This window comes from Peptoniphilus sp. oral taxon 836 str. F0141 (genome assembly GCF_000179335.1).
Taxonomy (GTDB): domain Bacteria; phylum Bacillota; class Clostridia; order Tissierellales; family Peptoniphilaceae; genus Peptoniphilus_A; species Peptoniphilus_A lacrimalis.
Genome location: NZ_AEAA01000141.1, coordinates 1 through 15,550, shown reverse-complemented (window position 1 = coordinate 15,550; position 15,550 = coordinate 1). Strand labels below are relative to the sequence as shown.

Genomic DNA, 15,550 nt, shown 5'->3' with positions numbered 1-15,550 from the left:
TTATATTATATAGATATTAAGAGAAAAGAGTTCCCTTGGAACTCTCAATCTGAATTTTCATTGCTATCATTATCATCAGAATCTTCTCCATCTCCTATAACTACAACTCTATCTTGTGGTATATAATATGATTTTGACAATGTTTCAGTTTTAACTATCTCATCATCTTTAACAATTTCCTTGTAGGTTACATAGGAATAGCCCTTTGAACCACTTTTTTTAACTTCAACTTCTCCATTTGGGATTTTATCTGAATATTCTTTTACTATGTCCGGCTCTATAACTTCAAGTAGTTTTGGAACTATGTTTATTTTATAATCTCTGTCTTCACTGTTTCCGTAAACCATAAAAGATAAGTTTTCTCCATCAGCTTTTGAAGTAATATAAATATTATGATTTGTATTGTTTTTAAATTTCAAATCTTTAGATCCTCTTGCAACTGCAGCGTCTGTACCTAATGGAACATAAGAAATAGGTCTTGTGTGGTTTGACCTCTCAATAATTTCAAGATCCGCCCTTATCAATGCATTATATAGGGTTGTTGATACTTGGCAAATTCCTCCACCAATTCCCCTATCAAATTCTCCATTTACAATTACTCCTGCAGATTTAAAACCATTTTCTTCTGAAATATCTCCTATAGTTTTATTGAAGGAAATTTCTTTTCCAGGACCTAAAATCATATTTTTAAAAAATCTAGCCCCTAATTTAATATTTTTCTTTCTGTTCTTTTCAGATTTTGAATAGTCAGTAGTAAACTCTCCAAGTTTTTTATCAATTCCTTCAAACATTTTAGATGAAACAGCAGGCTCTGTCTTATATAATGGAAGTTCAATATCCTTTCCACTTTTTAAACTATCCTTAATTAATTGCCTTATTTCTTCGGTTTCTAAATATCTTCCAGGAATTTCTTTAACAATAATACAATTTCCACTTTCATCAATTTGAATATTAGCATCTTTTGGTTTTAAATATACAATACTTGCAAGTTCATCTATAACATTATTGATCTTGTCATCATTGTAGTTTGCTTCTAAAGGAATATTTTTATGTAAAAAACCTCCCATTGATATTCTAAAGAAATTTGATAAGCCATTTTTTCCTCTTCCAAAAGCATAAGCCTCATTAATCGCTTTATCATAATCTAAAGTATAGCCAAATTCATTTAGAGGGTAATTTATATCTTTATCATCATATAAAAATTTTATTGATTTTGCATTAATATCACTTTGACTTTTTTCCTTTACTTTTAAAAGTGCCTCATCTTTACTAAGTTTAGAAACTTTTACACCATCAATACTTATACCTGAATATATAAGATCTGACTTTTTGCTATGATTATAATTAATTATTAAACTTAAAAAAATTAAAGCTATAAGGGCAAAAAATAAAAGATAAACATTATTTGATTTTTCTTTAAATTTTGAAAATAATACCTTGGTCTTTTTCATCAATTCTCCTTAAATACATACAATAATTTATAAGTGAATAAATCCCCATGTTTTAGACTTTTTGACTTACAAATATCTAAAAATCAAAAGACAAAAAGCATTTAGATATAGCATCCCTAATATATCTAAAAACTAAGTATGTCTTCTTTATTTTAAATTTTTTATGTACTAACAAGTCCTATAAAATTTCTCTATTTGTATTTAGAATTTCTACTGGAAAATTTCCTAATATAAATTTAATTTCACTTTCTATCACTTTATCAATTAATTTTCTATCATTAGAAACACAAGAGAAACCAATAATTGAACGGTTCCATTTATCATTATCTCCGACTTCAGCAATTGAAATATTAAATTTATTTTTGCTCTTATTAATTAAAGATTTTATTACAGACCTTTTTTCTTTTAATGAATTAACATCATATATAAAAATTTCCAAGCTACAAATTCCAATATTCATATGAAAATTATATCATAAATCGAAAGTTATATTATAAATTTATAAGAAAAAAATTCACTTTATCAGTTTTACTTATGGCATAAGCTATAGAAATTAAAAAGTCCACATCAATCAGTGGACTTTTCTAATAATTCTCTTAATTCTTTATTATAGCTTTGTCTTTTTTTATTTATTTCTTTTCTCTTGCTGTAGCCTTCAATTATAATTCTTTCTTCCTCAGTTTCAGCAACTATCTCTGGCATTGAACCAGGCTCAGCTTTTTTTGCCTTGAAGGTTAAAAAGCACATTACAGCAAGTTCTTTTTGACCTGTCATAGCTTTTTCTACAAATATTTTTGTGAAAATTTCTATTGAAGTATTACCCACACCTGAAACCATGGATTCTGCTAATAGAAAATCCCCTTCATATAAAGGTCTTACAAATTGTATTGAATCAACAGAAATTGTAGCAACTGGTCCTCTTATATGTTTAATGGCACATTGACCTGATGAATGGTCGCAAATATCTATAATTTTTGGCCCATACATTGTTCCTCCTGTGTTTAAATCTCCTGCCATTACTCCATATTGATATATTACTTTTGATTCTGATACTTTTTTCTTATTCATATAAATATTTTGCTACCTCCGCTCCTAATTTTGCATTATTTTTTACTAAAGCTATATTTGCTTCAAGAGATTTTCCTCCTGTTACTTCCACTACCTTTGATAATAAAAATGGTGTTGTTTCTTTGCCATGAATTCCTTTTTCTTTTGCTTCTTCTAATGCTTTTTCTATGGCTTTATTTATGGCTTTTTCATCCATTGATGCTTGTTCTGGAATTGGGTTTGTAAATAAGATTCCTGTTTTCAATCCTAAATTCCATTGAGTTCTAGCAATATCAGCTGCATCTTTTGCTTCGTCTATTTTATAATCTACCTTAAATCCACTGTGTCTTGTGAAAAATGCTGGCATCTCATCAGTCTTATAGGCAAAAACTGGTACTCCCTTTGTTTCTAGATATTCCAAAGTTAATCCAATGTCTAAAATTGATTTACAACCTGCACAGATTATCATAATATCATTTGCTGCAAGTTCTTCTAAATCTCTTGAAATGTCAAATGTTTCGCTTGCACCTCTGTGAACTCCACCTAGTCCACCTGTAACAAAAATCTTAATTCCAGCAAGTTTAGCAATAATTATTGTTGAAGCTACTGTTGTTGCTCCATTTAATCCTTGGCTAACTATATAAGCAAAATCTCTTCTTGAAGTCTTTATTACATCTTTTGAAGTAGATAAAAATTCCAATTCTTCTTCTGTCAAACCAACCTTAATTTTTCCGTTAATAATTGCTGTTGTTGCAGGAACTGCTCCACCCTTTCTTATAATATCTTCACATTCTTTTGCAGTTTGCAAATTTTTTGGGTAAGGCATACCGTGAGAAATTATTGTTGATTCAAGTGCAACAACAGGTTTATTATTTTCTAAAGCATCCTTAACTTCAGGACTAAATTCTACATATTTTTTTAAATTTTCTTTATCAAGCATTTTTTACTTCCTCCATTAGTTTCTCTAAATTATAATCATGTGGGCTTGCAGTCTTAGATTTTAAAACTATTCTTGAAGATGCCATAGCAAGATTTAAACATTCTTCGACTGATTCATCATTAAATAAACCATAAGAAAAACCTGCCATAAAAGCATCTCCAGCTCCAGAAGCATTTACTACATTTAACTTAATTGATTTCTTAAAAATTTTTTCTTTTTTAGAAAAATAGTAAGCTCCCTTTGAACCTAAGGTTATACATAAGGAATTAAGACCTTTATCTAATAATTCCTCAGCAATTTTTTCTATATCATCCTTTTCATCTGTCAAGGCTTTTGCCTCATATTCATTCACTTTTAAAAAGTAGATATATGGTAAATAATTTTTTAATTTTACAACTTTTTTTGTAGAAACCCCATCTACCAAATATTTACTTGGAATATTTTTAAATAAATATCCTAATGCCTCTTCTTCTAAATTAGTATCAAGAATTGTTAATTTTGAAGAAGAAATGATATGTCTTTTACCTTGCAAAAAATCCTTATCTATTTTTTTTACAAGATCCATATCGCTTATGGCGAGTTCCATATCCTTAGAATCATCTAAGATTGCCAAGTAATGAGGGGTTGAACCACTAACTATCAAAATATTTGAAGTGTCTACATTTATAGATGAGAGTTCATTTTTTATAAAACTTCCGGAAGCATCAGTTCCCAAGACAGAAATAAAACTTGTTTTTATTCCAAGCCTTGCTAAATCAGCACAAATATTTCTGCCAACACCTCCAGAAGAATATTTTATATAACCCGGATTTGAATCTTTTCTAATAATTTTATTATAAGAAGAACCGACAATATCCATATTTGCTCCACCTACAACACTTATGTAGTCATCTTCTCTTAAAATATAAGTCCTACCTAAGATATATCCATTTTTTGCCAAATTATTTATATGGGTTGAAACTCCAGACCTTGTTATATTTAATTTCTCTGCAATTTCTCTCTGACTAATCTGTGGATTTTTTCTTAAGAGTGCCATTATTTCTCTTTCTCTTGGAGTCAAAATTACACCTCTAATCTTTTGACTAGATTATAATAAATTGATTATATTAAGTCAAGTATTTATATAAATAAATTTTATTTCTAAGTATAAGACATAAAAATTAAGTCTGTCCTTATTATACAATTAAAAGTAAAAATTTTTTATAAAAATACTGGAAATAATATTTTAAAATCCTATCAAGAATTGATATATGTTTATATTATTTCTTAGAATTTTATAAAGAAAAAATAATCGCAACAAATGCGATTATAAAAATTTTTCCTGATTTAAATTTATTTCATCTTCTTCTATAGCTTTCTTGTAACAAGAACGGCATAAGGGTTCATATTCACCCTCTGCTCCAAGCAATAACCTATCATTTACATTAACTTTTCTGTGGCTGACCCAGGCATCTGTCCCACATCTTTTACAAACAGCGTGATGTTTATATAAATAATCAGCTTTTGGCATGAGCTCTTTGACTATTTCAAAAGAATGAGCAAGATAGTCCATATCCAAACCTGCAACTACAACAGTAACAGACATATCTAATATTTCTTCTATATTTTTTAAAATCTTTTCAGGTTTATCTTTTAAAAATTGTATCTCATCTATACCAATTACTTGAGGAGATTTTTCCAAAACTACTTTTAAAATATCGGAAGAATCCTCAACGGTAATTGCTGAAAAAGAGTTCTTATCATGGGAAACTATTTTTGATTCTGAAAATCTGCTATCAACTTTTGGCTTGAAAGCCATAGTTTTATAATTTGCAATAGAAAACCTGTTTAAATCTTTTTCTAATGAACTTGTTTTGCCTGAAAACATAGAACCCGTATGAAGAATTAGTCTTCCTTTATATTGATGCATATATCCTCCGACTAAATTTCTTCTATTACTGCATTTTCTATAATTACATCTTCAAGTGGTTTATCCATATAATTTACTTCAAGACCAGAAATTTCATCTACAACATCAAGTCCTTGGAAAACTTGACCAAATACTGTGTGCTTTCCATCTAGCCACCAGGCACCGCCATTATTTTTATAAGCTTCAATCACATCTTCTGTAAATCCCCTAGATGGTCCTGCATCTTCCATTTGCCTTATTATGTCCTCTTGGCAACTTGGTACTTGAACTATAAAAAATTGTGAACCATTAGTATTAGGACCTGCATTTGCCATAGATAAAGCTCCTCTTATATTTCTAAAATTTATAGAAAATTCATCTTCAAAAGCCTTATTCCAAATACTTTTACCGCCACGACCTGTAGCTGTTGGATCTCCTCCTTGAATCATGAAATCTTTTATAACTCTATGAAAAATTGTTTTATCATAATATTTATTTTCAATAAGACCTATAAAATTTTCCACAGCCTTGGGAGCTGCTTGGGGAAAAAGTCTTATTTTTATTTGTCCATGATTGGTATTTAAAACTGCAATTTTTTCGCCTTTTTTTGGTTTTTCTAATTGTTCTAACATAATAACTCCTTACTTTCTTGATACATACTTTTCCATATTTATTGTAAATCCTTTAGTAACATTTCGCAAATAAATAAATATAATTGTTATGAAGGCTCCTTTTAAAATTGATGACAAAGACATAGAAAGCCATATACCTGATACCCCTAAAAATGGCATAAATATCAGTGCAAAAGGAATCCTTGCAAGATTTAAAACAACTGCATTTACAGCCGGATAATTTGTAAGTCCAAGTCCATTCATCATTCCAGTAGTTCCAATTTCTACAGGCATAAAATATTCAGAAAGTGCCATTATTCTAAGATAGACTACCCCAGCTAAAATTACATCTACATCTCCTGGAATAAAAAGTTGATATAACTGATAAGGGAAAATAAACATCAATAATGCTGAAAAAATCCCAACAAAGTTTATAATTATTAAACTTGCCTTTCTACCTTCTTTAATTCTATCAAAATTTCCAGCTCCATAATTTTGTCCAAAAAATGCTGCAAAAGCTGCAGAAAATCCATCACTTGTCATCCATGAAATTGATTCAATTTGAGAACCTATAGAATAGACAGCTATTGAAACTGCTCCATATGTTGCTATATATTTTGTTAAAATTACACCACATAAAGCTTGAACTGTTGATTGAATAGATGGTGGAAATCCTAATCTAAGATGGTCAGTAAAATATTTTATATCAATTTTTTTGAAATAATTTACCTTTGTAAATATTTCTTTAGCCTTAATACCCGAAAAAATATATAAAGAACTTGCTATTGCTTGGGCAAGAACTGTTGCCATTGCAGCTCCTGCAATACCCATATGCGGAAAGGGTCCGAATCCAAATATTAATATAGGATCAAATAATAAATTAAATAAAAGTGCAATTATTGAAATTGAGAAGGGTGTAATGGAATTTCCCCTTGCCAAAAATACAGCAGAAAATGAAGGATTTAAAAATGTAAAAATCAGTCCTGCTGAAACTATTGTAAAATAAATAAGGGTTAAATTTTCAACTTCTTTTTCTAAATTATAATATCCGATTATCTTATTTCTGAAAGTCAAATAAAAAAATGTTAAAAGAAAGCAAAAAAATAAATTAACCCAAAATCCACTAATCATTACTTTCTGTGCTTCTTCATGATCATTTCTGCCATAAGCCTGAGATAAACCTACAGAAAGCCCTGTATGAGCAATAAGTGTTATAGCCTGGGCTATCCATACAAAAAAGGAGCAGGTTCCTACTGCTGCTACTGCTCCTGTTGAAAGTCTTCCCAACCACATTAAATCTACTAAAGAGTAACACATTTGCACAAAAGCAGTCCCCATCAAAGGTAAGGATAATTTTAGTAAACTTCTAAAGATATTGCCCTCTAATAAATCTAAACTTTTTTTCATATTACTCCTATATTGCGTATGCGTCAAATATTCCTATAAAATGTACCACAGAAGCAGCTAATACAAATAGATGCCAAATGGCGTGGTTATATGGAATCTTCCTATCCATGTAAAAAATTGTTCCTAATGAATATAATACACCACCTATAAGCAAAAAAACAATAAACTTATAAGATGTTGTAAGTATAATTTGTTTTATAAATAAGATGCTTAACCATCCTAATACAAGATAAATTATAGTTGAAAGCTTTTTAAACTTTGTAAATTTTCCATTGATAAAAAGTTTAAACAAAACTCCAATTACTGACAATCCCCAAATTAATGAAATCAAAACTATTCTTTTACTTCCGCTAAAGGAATTTAAAATAATTGGTGTATAAGTTCCCGCTATAAGTAAATAAATTGACAAATGGTCAAATACTCTAAGAACTGTTTTTGCTTTTTCAAAGGGTATTGAATGGTAGAGTGCCGAAAATAAATAAAGTAAAATTATGCAGGCTCCATAAACTGAAAATCCAACAATTTGAAGCGTACTATGATTTTTTACTCCAAAAATAATTAAGACTACAAGTCCTACAATTCCCGCCACAAATCCTAACCAGTGACTAATAGCATTAAAAAGTTCTTCTTTAAATGAATATTTAACCCTGTCAACCATTTTTAGCAATCTCCTTGATCTGTAATAATTATTGGTCCATCTTTAGTTATAGCCAATTGATGTTCATATTGAGCTGATAAAGAACCATCTTTAGTTCTTGCTGTCCAACCATTCTTATCTATTGTTATTTCTTTTTTACCTTGATTAATCATTGGTTCAATTGTAAATACCATTCCTTCACGAATTCTAAGACCGTGTCCAGCCTTTCCATAGTGAAGAACTTGGGGATCTTCGTGCATTTCTCTTCCTATGCCGTGACCAACAAATTCTCTAACAACTGAATAGCCATTTTTTTCTGCGTGTTCTTGAATGACAGCTCCAATATCTCCAAGTCTATTTCCTATTCTTGCAAGTTCAATTCCCTTATACATACATTCTTTAGTTACTCTAAGAAGTCTTTTGGCTTCATCAGAAACTTCTCCAACTTCATAGGACCAGCCTGAATCTGCAAGCCAACCATCTACATTTACAACTAAGTCTACATTTAATATATCTCCAGATTTTAAAGCATATTCTGATGGAAAACCGTGACAAACTTCATCATTAACTGATGTGCAAACACTGTACGGATATCCTTCGTATCCTTTTTCTTCTGGACTTGCTCCATGTTCGTATAAATAATTTTCAACGAATCTATCTATTTCAATAGTTTTAACACCTGGTTTAATGAAATTTCTAAGTTCATGATGAACATTTGCAAGAACTTTTCCTGCTACAATCATCTTTTCAATTTCTTCTTTTGTTTTTATAATTACCATTTAATCACCTCAACTAAATTTTTTAAATCTAAATCTTCTTTTGCCCAATCATAGGCATCACGATTTAATTTTATGGCTGTCTTCAATTCCTCTAATGCAAGGTCTTTTTTGCCTAAATTTTTATAGGAACAAGCCAAATTATAATGTAAATTTACTGAATTAGGAAAATCAGAAAGTCCAACAAGTAAAATACTTACTGCTTTTTTATAGTCTTCTCTTTCAATATAAAGAGCAGACATATTTAAAAATAAATAAGGACTTTGAAACTCCCCTACTGCTTTTTTATAATAATTCAAAGCTTCATCATTGTTTCCTAGGGCCTTATAAATAACTCCCATATTAAAAAGTCCTTCCCCAAATCCCGGTTTTATATTAAGAGATTTTCTAACATATTTTAAAGCTTTTTCGTATTCTTTTTTTGACTCGTATATTGCACCTATTATATTGTAGCTGTTATAGTCATAGGAATCAATTTCTATACATTTTTTTAAGCACTCTATAGCTTCATCTTTTCTATCCAATTTATCATAGATAAGACCTAAATAAAAATATGCCCTATCGTAATTTTTGTCAATTTCTATAGCCTTTTTATAGTATTCTATAGAAAAATTATAATCACCCTTCAAAAAATCATTAGAAATAGCAAGTCCATAACAAGCCCCAGCCTCATCATTTTTTAAGTCAAGAATTTCTTTAAAGTTATTAAAAGCGTCTTGGTAATTTTTTAAGAGTAAATTTATGTCCGCAATCTCATACATAGCATCAATTTTCTCTTTATCACTTTTGCTATTTGAAAGTGCTTTTATAAATGCATTTTTAGCTTTAGAATATTCTTCCTTATATAAAAATTCATTAGCTATAATAATATAATTATAATATTTATTAGAATTAATCATGTTTTGTTATGGTAACTGCAAGTTCAAGACCTTTTATAGGATTTAAAGATTTCCTATAAAGATTTGCCCATTGCAAATTACTTCTTAAATATTCCTCACTTTCTATTCTAATTCTATCATTTTTATACTCAATTCCAATATTAAAATTAAAATTCATTTTTAAATTATCTTTAATAAACTTAAGAAAGTATTTACTTGCCCTATCCGCATTTTTAATCACTTTGCAAGTATAAAAAATCCCCTTATTATCACAACTTATAATATAATAGTTTTTATTAAGTAATGAAACTTTCTTTTTGATATTTCCCAGCATATTATTTTCCTCTAGATAATCCAAGGAAGAAAACAGGGCATAATATTTAATATCCCTGAGCTGGTCTTGTAATGCAAAGTAAATATTTTCAAAATCATATGACCTATTCTCTAAATTTATTCCCTTATGAGCAAGAAAATACGAATCAAATCCAGGACTTATAGTATTTAGATAAAAAATATTCTTACCATAGTTTCTTGCAGCTTTAAAAAAATACTCTTTTGACCTTAAACTTTTAGGTCTACTAATTATAAAAATATTTTCTCTTGTTTCATTTTTGAAAAAATCTTCTATCCTTTCAATAGGATCTGAGTCATCAGAAAAAAACATATCTGTGGATATAATATTTTCATTCTCATTAATATTTTTATCTATAATATAAATACTATTATTCATATGTTTCTTCCTTCACCAAAAAACCACCTGAATCAACGACTTTTTTTACCATTAATTTTGAAGCTAAGGCAACTGAAGCTAAATGTGTAATAATTCTTGATTTTTCAACATTTTTTATACAGAGATCTATTGGATCTTTTTCAGTTGGCATTTCCTTAAAAATTAAATTTATCCCATCTTCAAATTCTTGGCAGAATGTATTATATGCCAATTCCATTGTTCCAGAATTTTGAACTTGGAAAAACATACCTTTGCAAACATCAGGTATTTCCATAATCTGTTTTAGTAAAGTTATTGCTATCAACTTAGCTAAGGCTTCTTTATTGTATTTTTTATTATTAGGCCTTGGTATCATTTTATTTTTTACATAATTATTTAACATTGATTTTGTCACAAAATCTTCACCAAATATGCTAAGGAAAAATAATTCCTTCTTAATAAAATCCACAACTTGCGTTGCATATAAATCAAAATCAGGAAGTTCATCCCATCTTGATATATGGGTATTCTCTAAAGATTTTGCGTAATCTAATATTGCTTTATTAATCATAAATTACATCACCTAGTTTTTAAAACTAATTTAAGTATATATGATTTTTATATAAAAGACAAGGTACTTTTAAAACTTTATTTGATTTGTTAAAATTTACTTGGTGATTTTATGAGAAGATTTTTATCTTTCAATGATTTTTTTAGGGAGTACTTTAAGGGTAAGGCTGTTAAATTATCTTTAGACGGTGGTTTTACCTGTCCTAATAGAGATGGAAAAATTTCAAATAAGGCTTGTCTTTTTTGTTCAGATGCTGGAAGTGGTGATTTTTTAAACGGCAATTTAACAATAGATGAACAGATTGAAAAGCAAAAATTATTTTTGAAGAGTAAATGGAAGGCAAAAAATTATATAGCATATTTTCAAAATTTTACAAATACTTATGGAGATTTTTCATATATAAAAAATTTATATACTTATATTAGTTCAAGAGATGATATTGTCGGAATTTCAATAGCTACTCGACTTGACTGTATTGATGAAAATATTATTGAGCTTCTAAAACAAATCAGTCAGAAAAAACTCCTCTGGTTAGAGCTTGGTCTTCAATCTACTAAAGAAAGTACAATATCACTGATCAACAGAGGCTACACTCATAAAGAATTTGATAAAAATCTTCAAATCCTAAAGAAAAATAATATTAAATTTCTTCTTCACCTAATTTATGGACTTCCTAACGATTCTATAGAAGATATGAAAGAAACTTTTACTTATGCCAACAGTCAAGGTCCTTTCGGCATAAAATTTCATAATTTATATATACAAACAAATTCTCCTTTGTATAAATATTATTTAGAAAATCCTTTTAAACTCATTAGTAAGGAAGAGTATATTGATTTAATAATTTATAGTCTGGAAAATTTAAATAAATACACTGTTGTTCACAGAATTACAGGTGATGCCGACAAAAAATTTTTTTATGAACCTAAATGGAGCGCCGATAAATTGTCAATTATCTCACAAATTGATAAAATTTTAAAAGAAAAAAATATCCCCATTATTACTAATGAGGATATCATAAAAGCTTGTAATTATTGGAGATAGTTATCTCTTGTTAGAGTTTCTCCAAATTCCCATTTTTTCTGCATCTTTAATCAAATCATCTCTAAATTCTGGAGCTGCAAGATTAATTATCCCTTCTGCTCTTTCCCAAGTTGAACGTCCCTTGCAATTAAAGATACCATATTCTGTTACAAGATAATGAGTACATGGTCTTGGTACAGAAATTACTGAGCCTCTTGGAAATTCAGAAACTACTCTTGATTCTTCCTTATCAATTTTTTTATTGAAAAATTTTGATGATAGGCAGATAAATCCCTTACCACCTTTTGATAAATAAGCACCTAAAGTAAAATCTAGTTGTCCGCCTGTTCCTGAAATATGTTTGTAGCCTGTTGATTCAGAAGAAACTTGTCCATAAAGGTCAATGTTTACAGCATTATTTATAGAAATAAAATTATCAATTGAACCTACAACTCTTGCATCATTAGTATAGTCAACAGGAACAGCCATTGCTTGAGCATTATTATCCAAAAATTCATAAAGTTTTTTTGAACCTGCTGCAAAAGCATAAGCTTGTCTAAATCTATCTACATTTTTCTTAGAGCCGTTTACTTTTCCCTTTAAAGTCATTTCTACAAAAGCATCAACATACATTTCTGTATGAATTCCTAAATCTTTTAAATCTGAATCAGCAATTAGTGAACCAACAGCGTTTGGCATTCCACCAATACCAAGTTGTAAAGTTGCTCCATTAGGAATTTCTTCAACTATTAATTCAGCCACTTTTTTATCAACATCAGTAAAACTACCAGCAGGAATTTCTGCAAGAGGTTCATTTTCTGATTCAATAATATAGTCAACATCATTTACAGAAATTTCATGTTCCCAACCACCTTGGCAATATGGAACATTTTTATTAACTTCAACGATAACTATTTTTGCTTTTTCAATAACTGCCATTTGATGTGAAGCACTTAATCCAAAGTTGAAATATCCATGTTTATTCATAGGAGTAGCAACAACAACAGCTATATCAACATCAATATTTTCTCTTATCCATCTTGGAAGTTCAGAATATCTTAAAGGTACATAAAATCCACCTTCGCCAGCATTAATTCTTTTTCTATCAGGTCCACCTGAATGATAAGAATTCCAAATTACCTTTTTACCTTCAGGATCTGCATCAAAAATTTTAGGTTTAGAAAGCACAACACCTGAACAAACTGAAATTTCATTTAATCTGTCAAGGTCATTTGCAAGAGCCTTATCAAAAGTCTTACTCATTAATGCACCCCATCCATAATCAATTCTCATACCATCTTTAACAAGACCCGCTGCCTCTTTAGGGTCTATTAATTTTTCATTATAAATTTTACTAAAATCCATATTTCCTCCTTAAAATTACTATTAGTTTTATTTATATTAAAAGATTTCCTAAGAAAAAATCTTATAGAAATTAATTTTTCTTGATTGTTCAATAAATTTTAAAAATTTTTCATCTAATTCATTTATTATCTTATCATTTATTTCGACAGGAACTTTTTTACAATGTTTTAATGAATAAATATATGCTCCCTTAACTTCTTTTTTATATATATTTTTGAAAACTTTGCTATAAAAAACCAACTGCCACTTGTAATTCTTAACAAGTTCCTCTTCCGATAAATCTGAAGTCTTTAAGTCAACAATATATATACCTTCATCATAGACAACCTGGTCAATAAAACCTCTAACAATATGACCATTAAAATCATAAAAAAATTCCAGTTCCTTATAAAGGATTTCCTTATCCCTCATATTAAGGTAGTTAACAATTAATTCCCTTATTTCATTAAATTTATTACCATTAATGTCTTCCTTAAAAATTTTAAATAAAAATTCTATATAATCATCTATTTTTTCATCATTATAATGCTCAGCAAAAAAATGTAGCATATTACCACGAACTTTAGGGTCAATATAATAAGTATTTCCCTGAAGTTTTTTTGCATCTCTATTGAAAAAGAATTTCATAAGATAAGCATCTTCATCATAATCATAGTTTAAAAAGTCTGTTATAGAATAGTTTTGCCTATACCTATATTTGAAAGCTTCATTTAAGTTTATTAACTTTCTTGTATCTTCATTTATCTTTACTTGATATTCTTCTTCATCAATATTTACTTCCTTAAAAAATTTATCTGGTGCATTTAATATAGACATATAAGATGCTGGGGATTGTTTTTTTTCTGAACATATTATTAATCTATCTCTAGCCCTAGTCATGGCAACATAAAGTACTCTTCTCTCTTCCTCGAAGTTAATATCCTTTTGCTCATTATTAATAAGATCAAATTTCCCATTACTCCTTTGACTATCTATAGCAAGACCAAACTTTTTATTAAATGTAATCTTTTGAGAAGTTTTATTTGACAAAGGTTTAGACATATTGATTAAAACAACTGTCTTAAATTCCAAACCCTTGGATTTATGAATCGTTAATAAATTAACTCCCTGACTTTTATCATTAACCTCAACAGATTCTATGTATCTTTCAAATACCCTAAAAGAACTTAGACCTTTTTCCTTAAACTCTATTGATTTTTCATATAAGATTAATATATAATCCCAATCATTCTATTAAGTTTAAAAATCCTAAATTCATCAATACATTTTTTTATCAAATAATCCAAGCTTGAAACATTTTTTATCTTCTTAATTTTTATGTACACATCAATAGCTCTAGCTAAATTGCTATCAGAAATATCTCCATGACATACTTCATCAATTGACCTATAACCTTTTAGAAGAACTGTAACTAGACTGTTAAAAGATAAATCACAAAATGGTGATGAAATATAATCCATAAAAGATGTAAAATCATTTTTATTGAATATAGACCTCAAGAAACTTAAAATAAATTTAATTACTTGAGTTTGTTTAAGGTTTATTTTACCCCTATTTACATCTATATTATTTTGCTTTAAATAGGTTTCTAGTTTTTCAAGTTCTCCATTTGTTCTAGCTAAAATTCCTATATCTTTAGAATCATTTTCACTCAGCAGATATTTTATTAATTTTAGATAATCATCTTCATCACAAACTGTATATTTTTCAATCTTTCTTGAAGCCTTATTGTTGGCAACAAGACCTTGATAATCAGTAAAAATATTATTAAATAGAGTGTTAATATCAGAAATAATAGATGCATCAGTTCTGTAATTCTTATTCATGTTTAAAGTCAAAATTTCTTTATCCTTATCTCGGAAAAGCTTGTAAAAATTATCAAAAATACCGATGAAAGAACCTCTAAAGCCATATATAGCCTGTTGCGGATCACCTACTATAAAGATATTTTTGGAATTTAAACCACAAATAATATTATTTTGTAAAATATTTACATCTTGGAACTCATCTATCAAAATATAAGTAAATTTTTTATTTAATTTATCTGATACATCTTTATTTTGAACAAGTTCATTACCATAAATAAGAAGATCATCAAAATCAAGAAGACCTCTCTCTCTTTTTTCTTTTGTATAAAGCTTATGAATTTTTTCTAAAATTTCTATAATAATTTCATAATATTTATAATTAGAATCATCTAATGCAAGTAATAAATTTGAAATCTGTTCTTTTACTGAGTTAAGCTCA

17 protein-coding genes are annotated in these 15,550 nt (G+C 28.5%); 1 reads left to right on the top strand and 16 read right to left on the bottom strand.

Going from position 1 to position 15,550, the window contains the following annotated elements; translation table 11 throughout:
- Positions 1–44: 44 nt before the first annotated feature.
- The 13 genes from HMPREF9131_RS07635 to HMPREF9131_RS07575 form a co-directional block, all read right to left on the bottom strand.
- Positions 45–1,451, bottom strand: a complete 1,407-nt coding sequence (locus HMPREF9131_RS07635) for a VanW family protein (protein ID WP_009346287.1) — start codon at positions 1,449–1,451, stop codon at positions 45–47.
- A gap of 178 nt (positions 1,452–1,629) precedes the next feature.
- Entirely contained in the window at positions 1,630–1,911 is a 282-nt protein-coding gene (locus tag HMPREF9131_RS07630; RefSeq protein WP_009346306.1) for a DUF503 domain-containing protein, read from the bottom strand.
- Between the two features lie 107 nt (positions 1,912–2,018).
- Positions 2,019–2,519, bottom strand: a complete 501-nt coding sequence (locus HMPREF9131_RS07625; protein WP_009346313.1) for an acyl-CoA thioesterase — start codon at positions 2,517–2,519, stop codon at positions 2,019–2,021.
- Positions 2,512–3,438 (bottom strand): pseudouridine-5'-phosphate glycosidase, encoded by a 927-nt coding sequence (locus HMPREF9131_RS07620; protein WP_009346320.1) that lies wholly within the window; start codon positions 3,436–3,438, stop codon positions 2,512–2,514. Before HMPREF9131_RS07620 ends, HMPREF9131_RS07625 begins: the two co-directional genes overlap by 8 nt.
- Positions 3,431–4,498, bottom strand: a complete 1,068-nt coding sequence (locus HMPREF9131_RS07615) for a carbohydrate kinase (protein WP_009346323.1) — start codon at positions 4,496–4,498, stop codon at positions 3,431–3,433. Before HMPREF9131_RS07615 ends, HMPREF9131_RS07620 begins: the two co-directional genes overlap by 8 nt.
- A gap of 246 nt (positions 4,499–4,744) precedes the next feature.
- The gene (locus HMPREF9131_RS07610) at positions 4,745–5,347 is read right to left on the bottom strand and encodes a thymidine kinase (protein ID WP_009346276.1); all 603 of its coding nucleotides are present in this window, start codon (positions 5,345–5,347) and stop codon (positions 4,745–4,747) included.
- Positions 5,348–5,358: 11 nt separating this feature from the next.
- Positions 5,359–5,958 carry a peptidylprolyl isomerase gene (locus HMPREF9131_RS07605; RefSeq protein ID WP_004824896.1) on the bottom strand — a complete coding sequence of 200 codons (600 nt, stop codon included), beginning with the start codon at positions 5,956–5,958 and terminating at the stop codon, positions 5,359–5,361.
- Positions 5,959–5,967: 9 nt separating this feature from the next.
- Entirely contained in the window at positions 5,968–7,344 is a 1,377-nt protein-coding gene (locus HMPREF9131_RS07600; protein WP_009346304.1) for an MATE family efflux transporter, read from the bottom strand.
- Between the two features lie 7 nt (positions 7,345–7,351).
- Positions 7,352–8,002: a hemolysin III family protein gene (locus HMPREF9131_RS07595; protein WP_009346281.1), complete on the bottom strand. Its 651-nt coding sequence runs from the start codon at positions 8,000–8,002 to the stop codon at positions 7,352–7,354.
- Between the two features lie 2 nt (positions 8,003–8,004).
- Positions 8,005–8,760, bottom strand: coding sequence for a type I methionyl aminopeptidase (gene map, locus HMPREF9131_RS07590; RefSeq protein WP_009346330.1), 756 nt, complete (start codon positions 8,758–8,760; stop codon positions 8,005–8,007).
- Positions 8,754–9,656 carry a lipopolysaccharide assembly protein LapB gene (locus tag HMPREF9131_RS07585; RefSeq protein WP_009346297.1) on the bottom strand — a complete coding sequence of 301 codons (903 nt, stop codon included), beginning with the start codon at positions 9,654–9,656 and terminating at the stop codon, positions 8,754–8,756. The genes map and HMPREF9131_RS07585 overlap by 7 nt, the downstream gene beginning before the upstream one ends.
- A complete protein-coding gene (locus HMPREF9131_RS07580; RefSeq protein WP_009346309.1) occupies positions 9,649–10,365 on the bottom strand; it encodes a hypothetical protein in 717 nt (238 codons plus the stop codon). Before HMPREF9131_RS07580 ends, HMPREF9131_RS07585 begins: the two co-directional genes overlap by 8 nt.
- Positions 10,358–10,915, bottom strand: coding sequence for a DUF1836 domain-containing protein (locus tag HMPREF9131_RS07575; RefSeq protein ID WP_009346294.1), 558 nt, complete (start codon positions 10,913–10,915; stop codon positions 10,358–10,360). Before HMPREF9131_RS07575 ends, HMPREF9131_RS07580 begins: the two co-directional genes overlap by 8 nt.
- A gap of 111 nt (positions 10,916–11,026) precedes the next feature.
- Between HMPREF9131_RS07575 and HMPREF9131_RS07570 the strand changes: the two genes are divergently transcribed.
- Positions 11,027–11,959, top strand: a complete 933-nt coding sequence (locus HMPREF9131_RS07570) for a TIGR01212 family radical SAM protein (protein ID WP_009346324.1) — start codon at positions 11,027–11,029, stop codon at positions 11,957–11,959.
- Here the strand turns inward: HMPREF9131_RS07570 and HMPREF9131_RS07565 are convergent, their stop codons facing one another.
- From HMPREF9131_RS07565 to HMPREF9131_RS08800, 3 genes are all read right to left on the bottom strand, one after another.
- Entirely contained in the window at positions 11,960–13,303 is a 1,344-nt protein-coding gene (locus tag HMPREF9131_RS07565) for an acetyl-CoA hydrolase/transferase C-terminal domain-containing protein (protein WP_009346300.1), read from the bottom strand.
- 48 nt (positions 13,304–13,351) lie between these two features.
- Positions 13,352–14,374, bottom strand: coding sequence for a 3'-5' exonuclease (locus HMPREF9131_RS08805; protein WP_232202606.1), 1,023 nt, complete (start codon positions 14,372–14,374; stop codon positions 13,352–13,354).
- Positions 14,375–14,511: 137 nt separating this feature from the next.
- Positions 14,512–15,550, bottom strand: a 1,039-nt coding sequence (locus HMPREF9131_RS08800; protein WP_009346307.1) for an ATP-dependent helicase, incomplete at its 5' end; no start/stop codon positions are given.

What these genes read in the sequence shown, in the direction of transcription:
- HMPREF9131_RS07635 (WP_009346287.1), bottom strand. Translation starts at nt 1,451, where the DNA reads ATGAAAAAGACCAAGGTATTATTTTCAAAATTTAAAGAAAAATCAAAT.
- HMPREF9131_RS07630 (WP_009346306.1), bottom strand. Translation starts at nt 1,911, where the DNA reads ATGAATATTGGAATTTGTAGCTTGGAAATTTTTATATATGATGTTAAT.
- HMPREF9131_RS07625 (WP_009346313.1), bottom strand. Translation starts at nt 2,519, where the DNA reads ATGAATAAGAAAAAAGTATCAGAATCAAAAGTAATATATCAATATGGA.
- HMPREF9131_RS07620 (WP_009346320.1), bottom strand. Translation starts at nt 3,438, where the DNA reads ATGCTTGATAAAGAAAATTTAAAAAAATATGTAGAATTTAGTCCTGAA.
- HMPREF9131_RS07610 (WP_009346276.1), bottom strand. Translation starts at nt 5,347, where the DNA reads ATGCATCAATATAAAGGAAGACTAATTCTTCATACGGGTTCTATGTTT.
- HMPREF9131_RS07605 (WP_004824896.1), bottom strand. Translation starts at nt 5,958, where the DNA reads ATGTTAGAACAATTAGAAAAACCAAAAAAAGGCGAAAAAATTGCAGTT.
- HMPREF9131_RS07600 (WP_009346304.1), bottom strand. Translation starts at nt 7,344, where the DNA reads ATGAAAAAAAGTTTAGATTTATTAGAGGGCAATATCTTTAGAAGTTTA.
- HMPREF9131_RS07595 (WP_009346281.1), bottom strand. Translation starts at nt 8,002, where the DNA reads ATGGTTGACAGGGTTAAATATTCATTTAAAGAAGAACTTTTTAATGCT.
- map (WP_009346330.1), bottom strand. Translation starts at nt 8,760, where the DNA reads ATGGTAATTATAAAAACAAAAGAAGAAATTGAAAAGATGATTGTAGCA.
- HMPREF9131_RS07585 (WP_009346297.1), bottom strand. Translation starts at nt 9,656, where the DNA reads ATGATTAATTCTAATAAATATTATAATTATATTATTATAGCTAATGAA.
- HMPREF9131_RS07580 (WP_009346309.1), bottom strand. Translation starts at nt 10,365, where the DNA reads ATGAATAATAGTATTTATATTATAGATAAAAATATTAATGAGAATGAA.
- HMPREF9131_RS07575 (WP_009346294.1), bottom strand. Translation starts at nt 10,915, where the DNA reads ATGATTAATAAAGCAATATTAGATTACGCAAAATCTTTAGAGAATACC.
- HMPREF9131_RS07570 (WP_009346324.1), top strand. Translation starts at nt 11,027, where the DNA reads ATGAGAAGATTTTTATCTTTCAATGATTTTTTTAGGGAGTACTTTAAG.
- HMPREF9131_RS07565 (WP_009346300.1), bottom strand. Translation starts at nt 13,303, where the DNA reads ATGGATTTTAGTAAAATTTATAATGAAAAATTAATAGACCCTAAAGAG.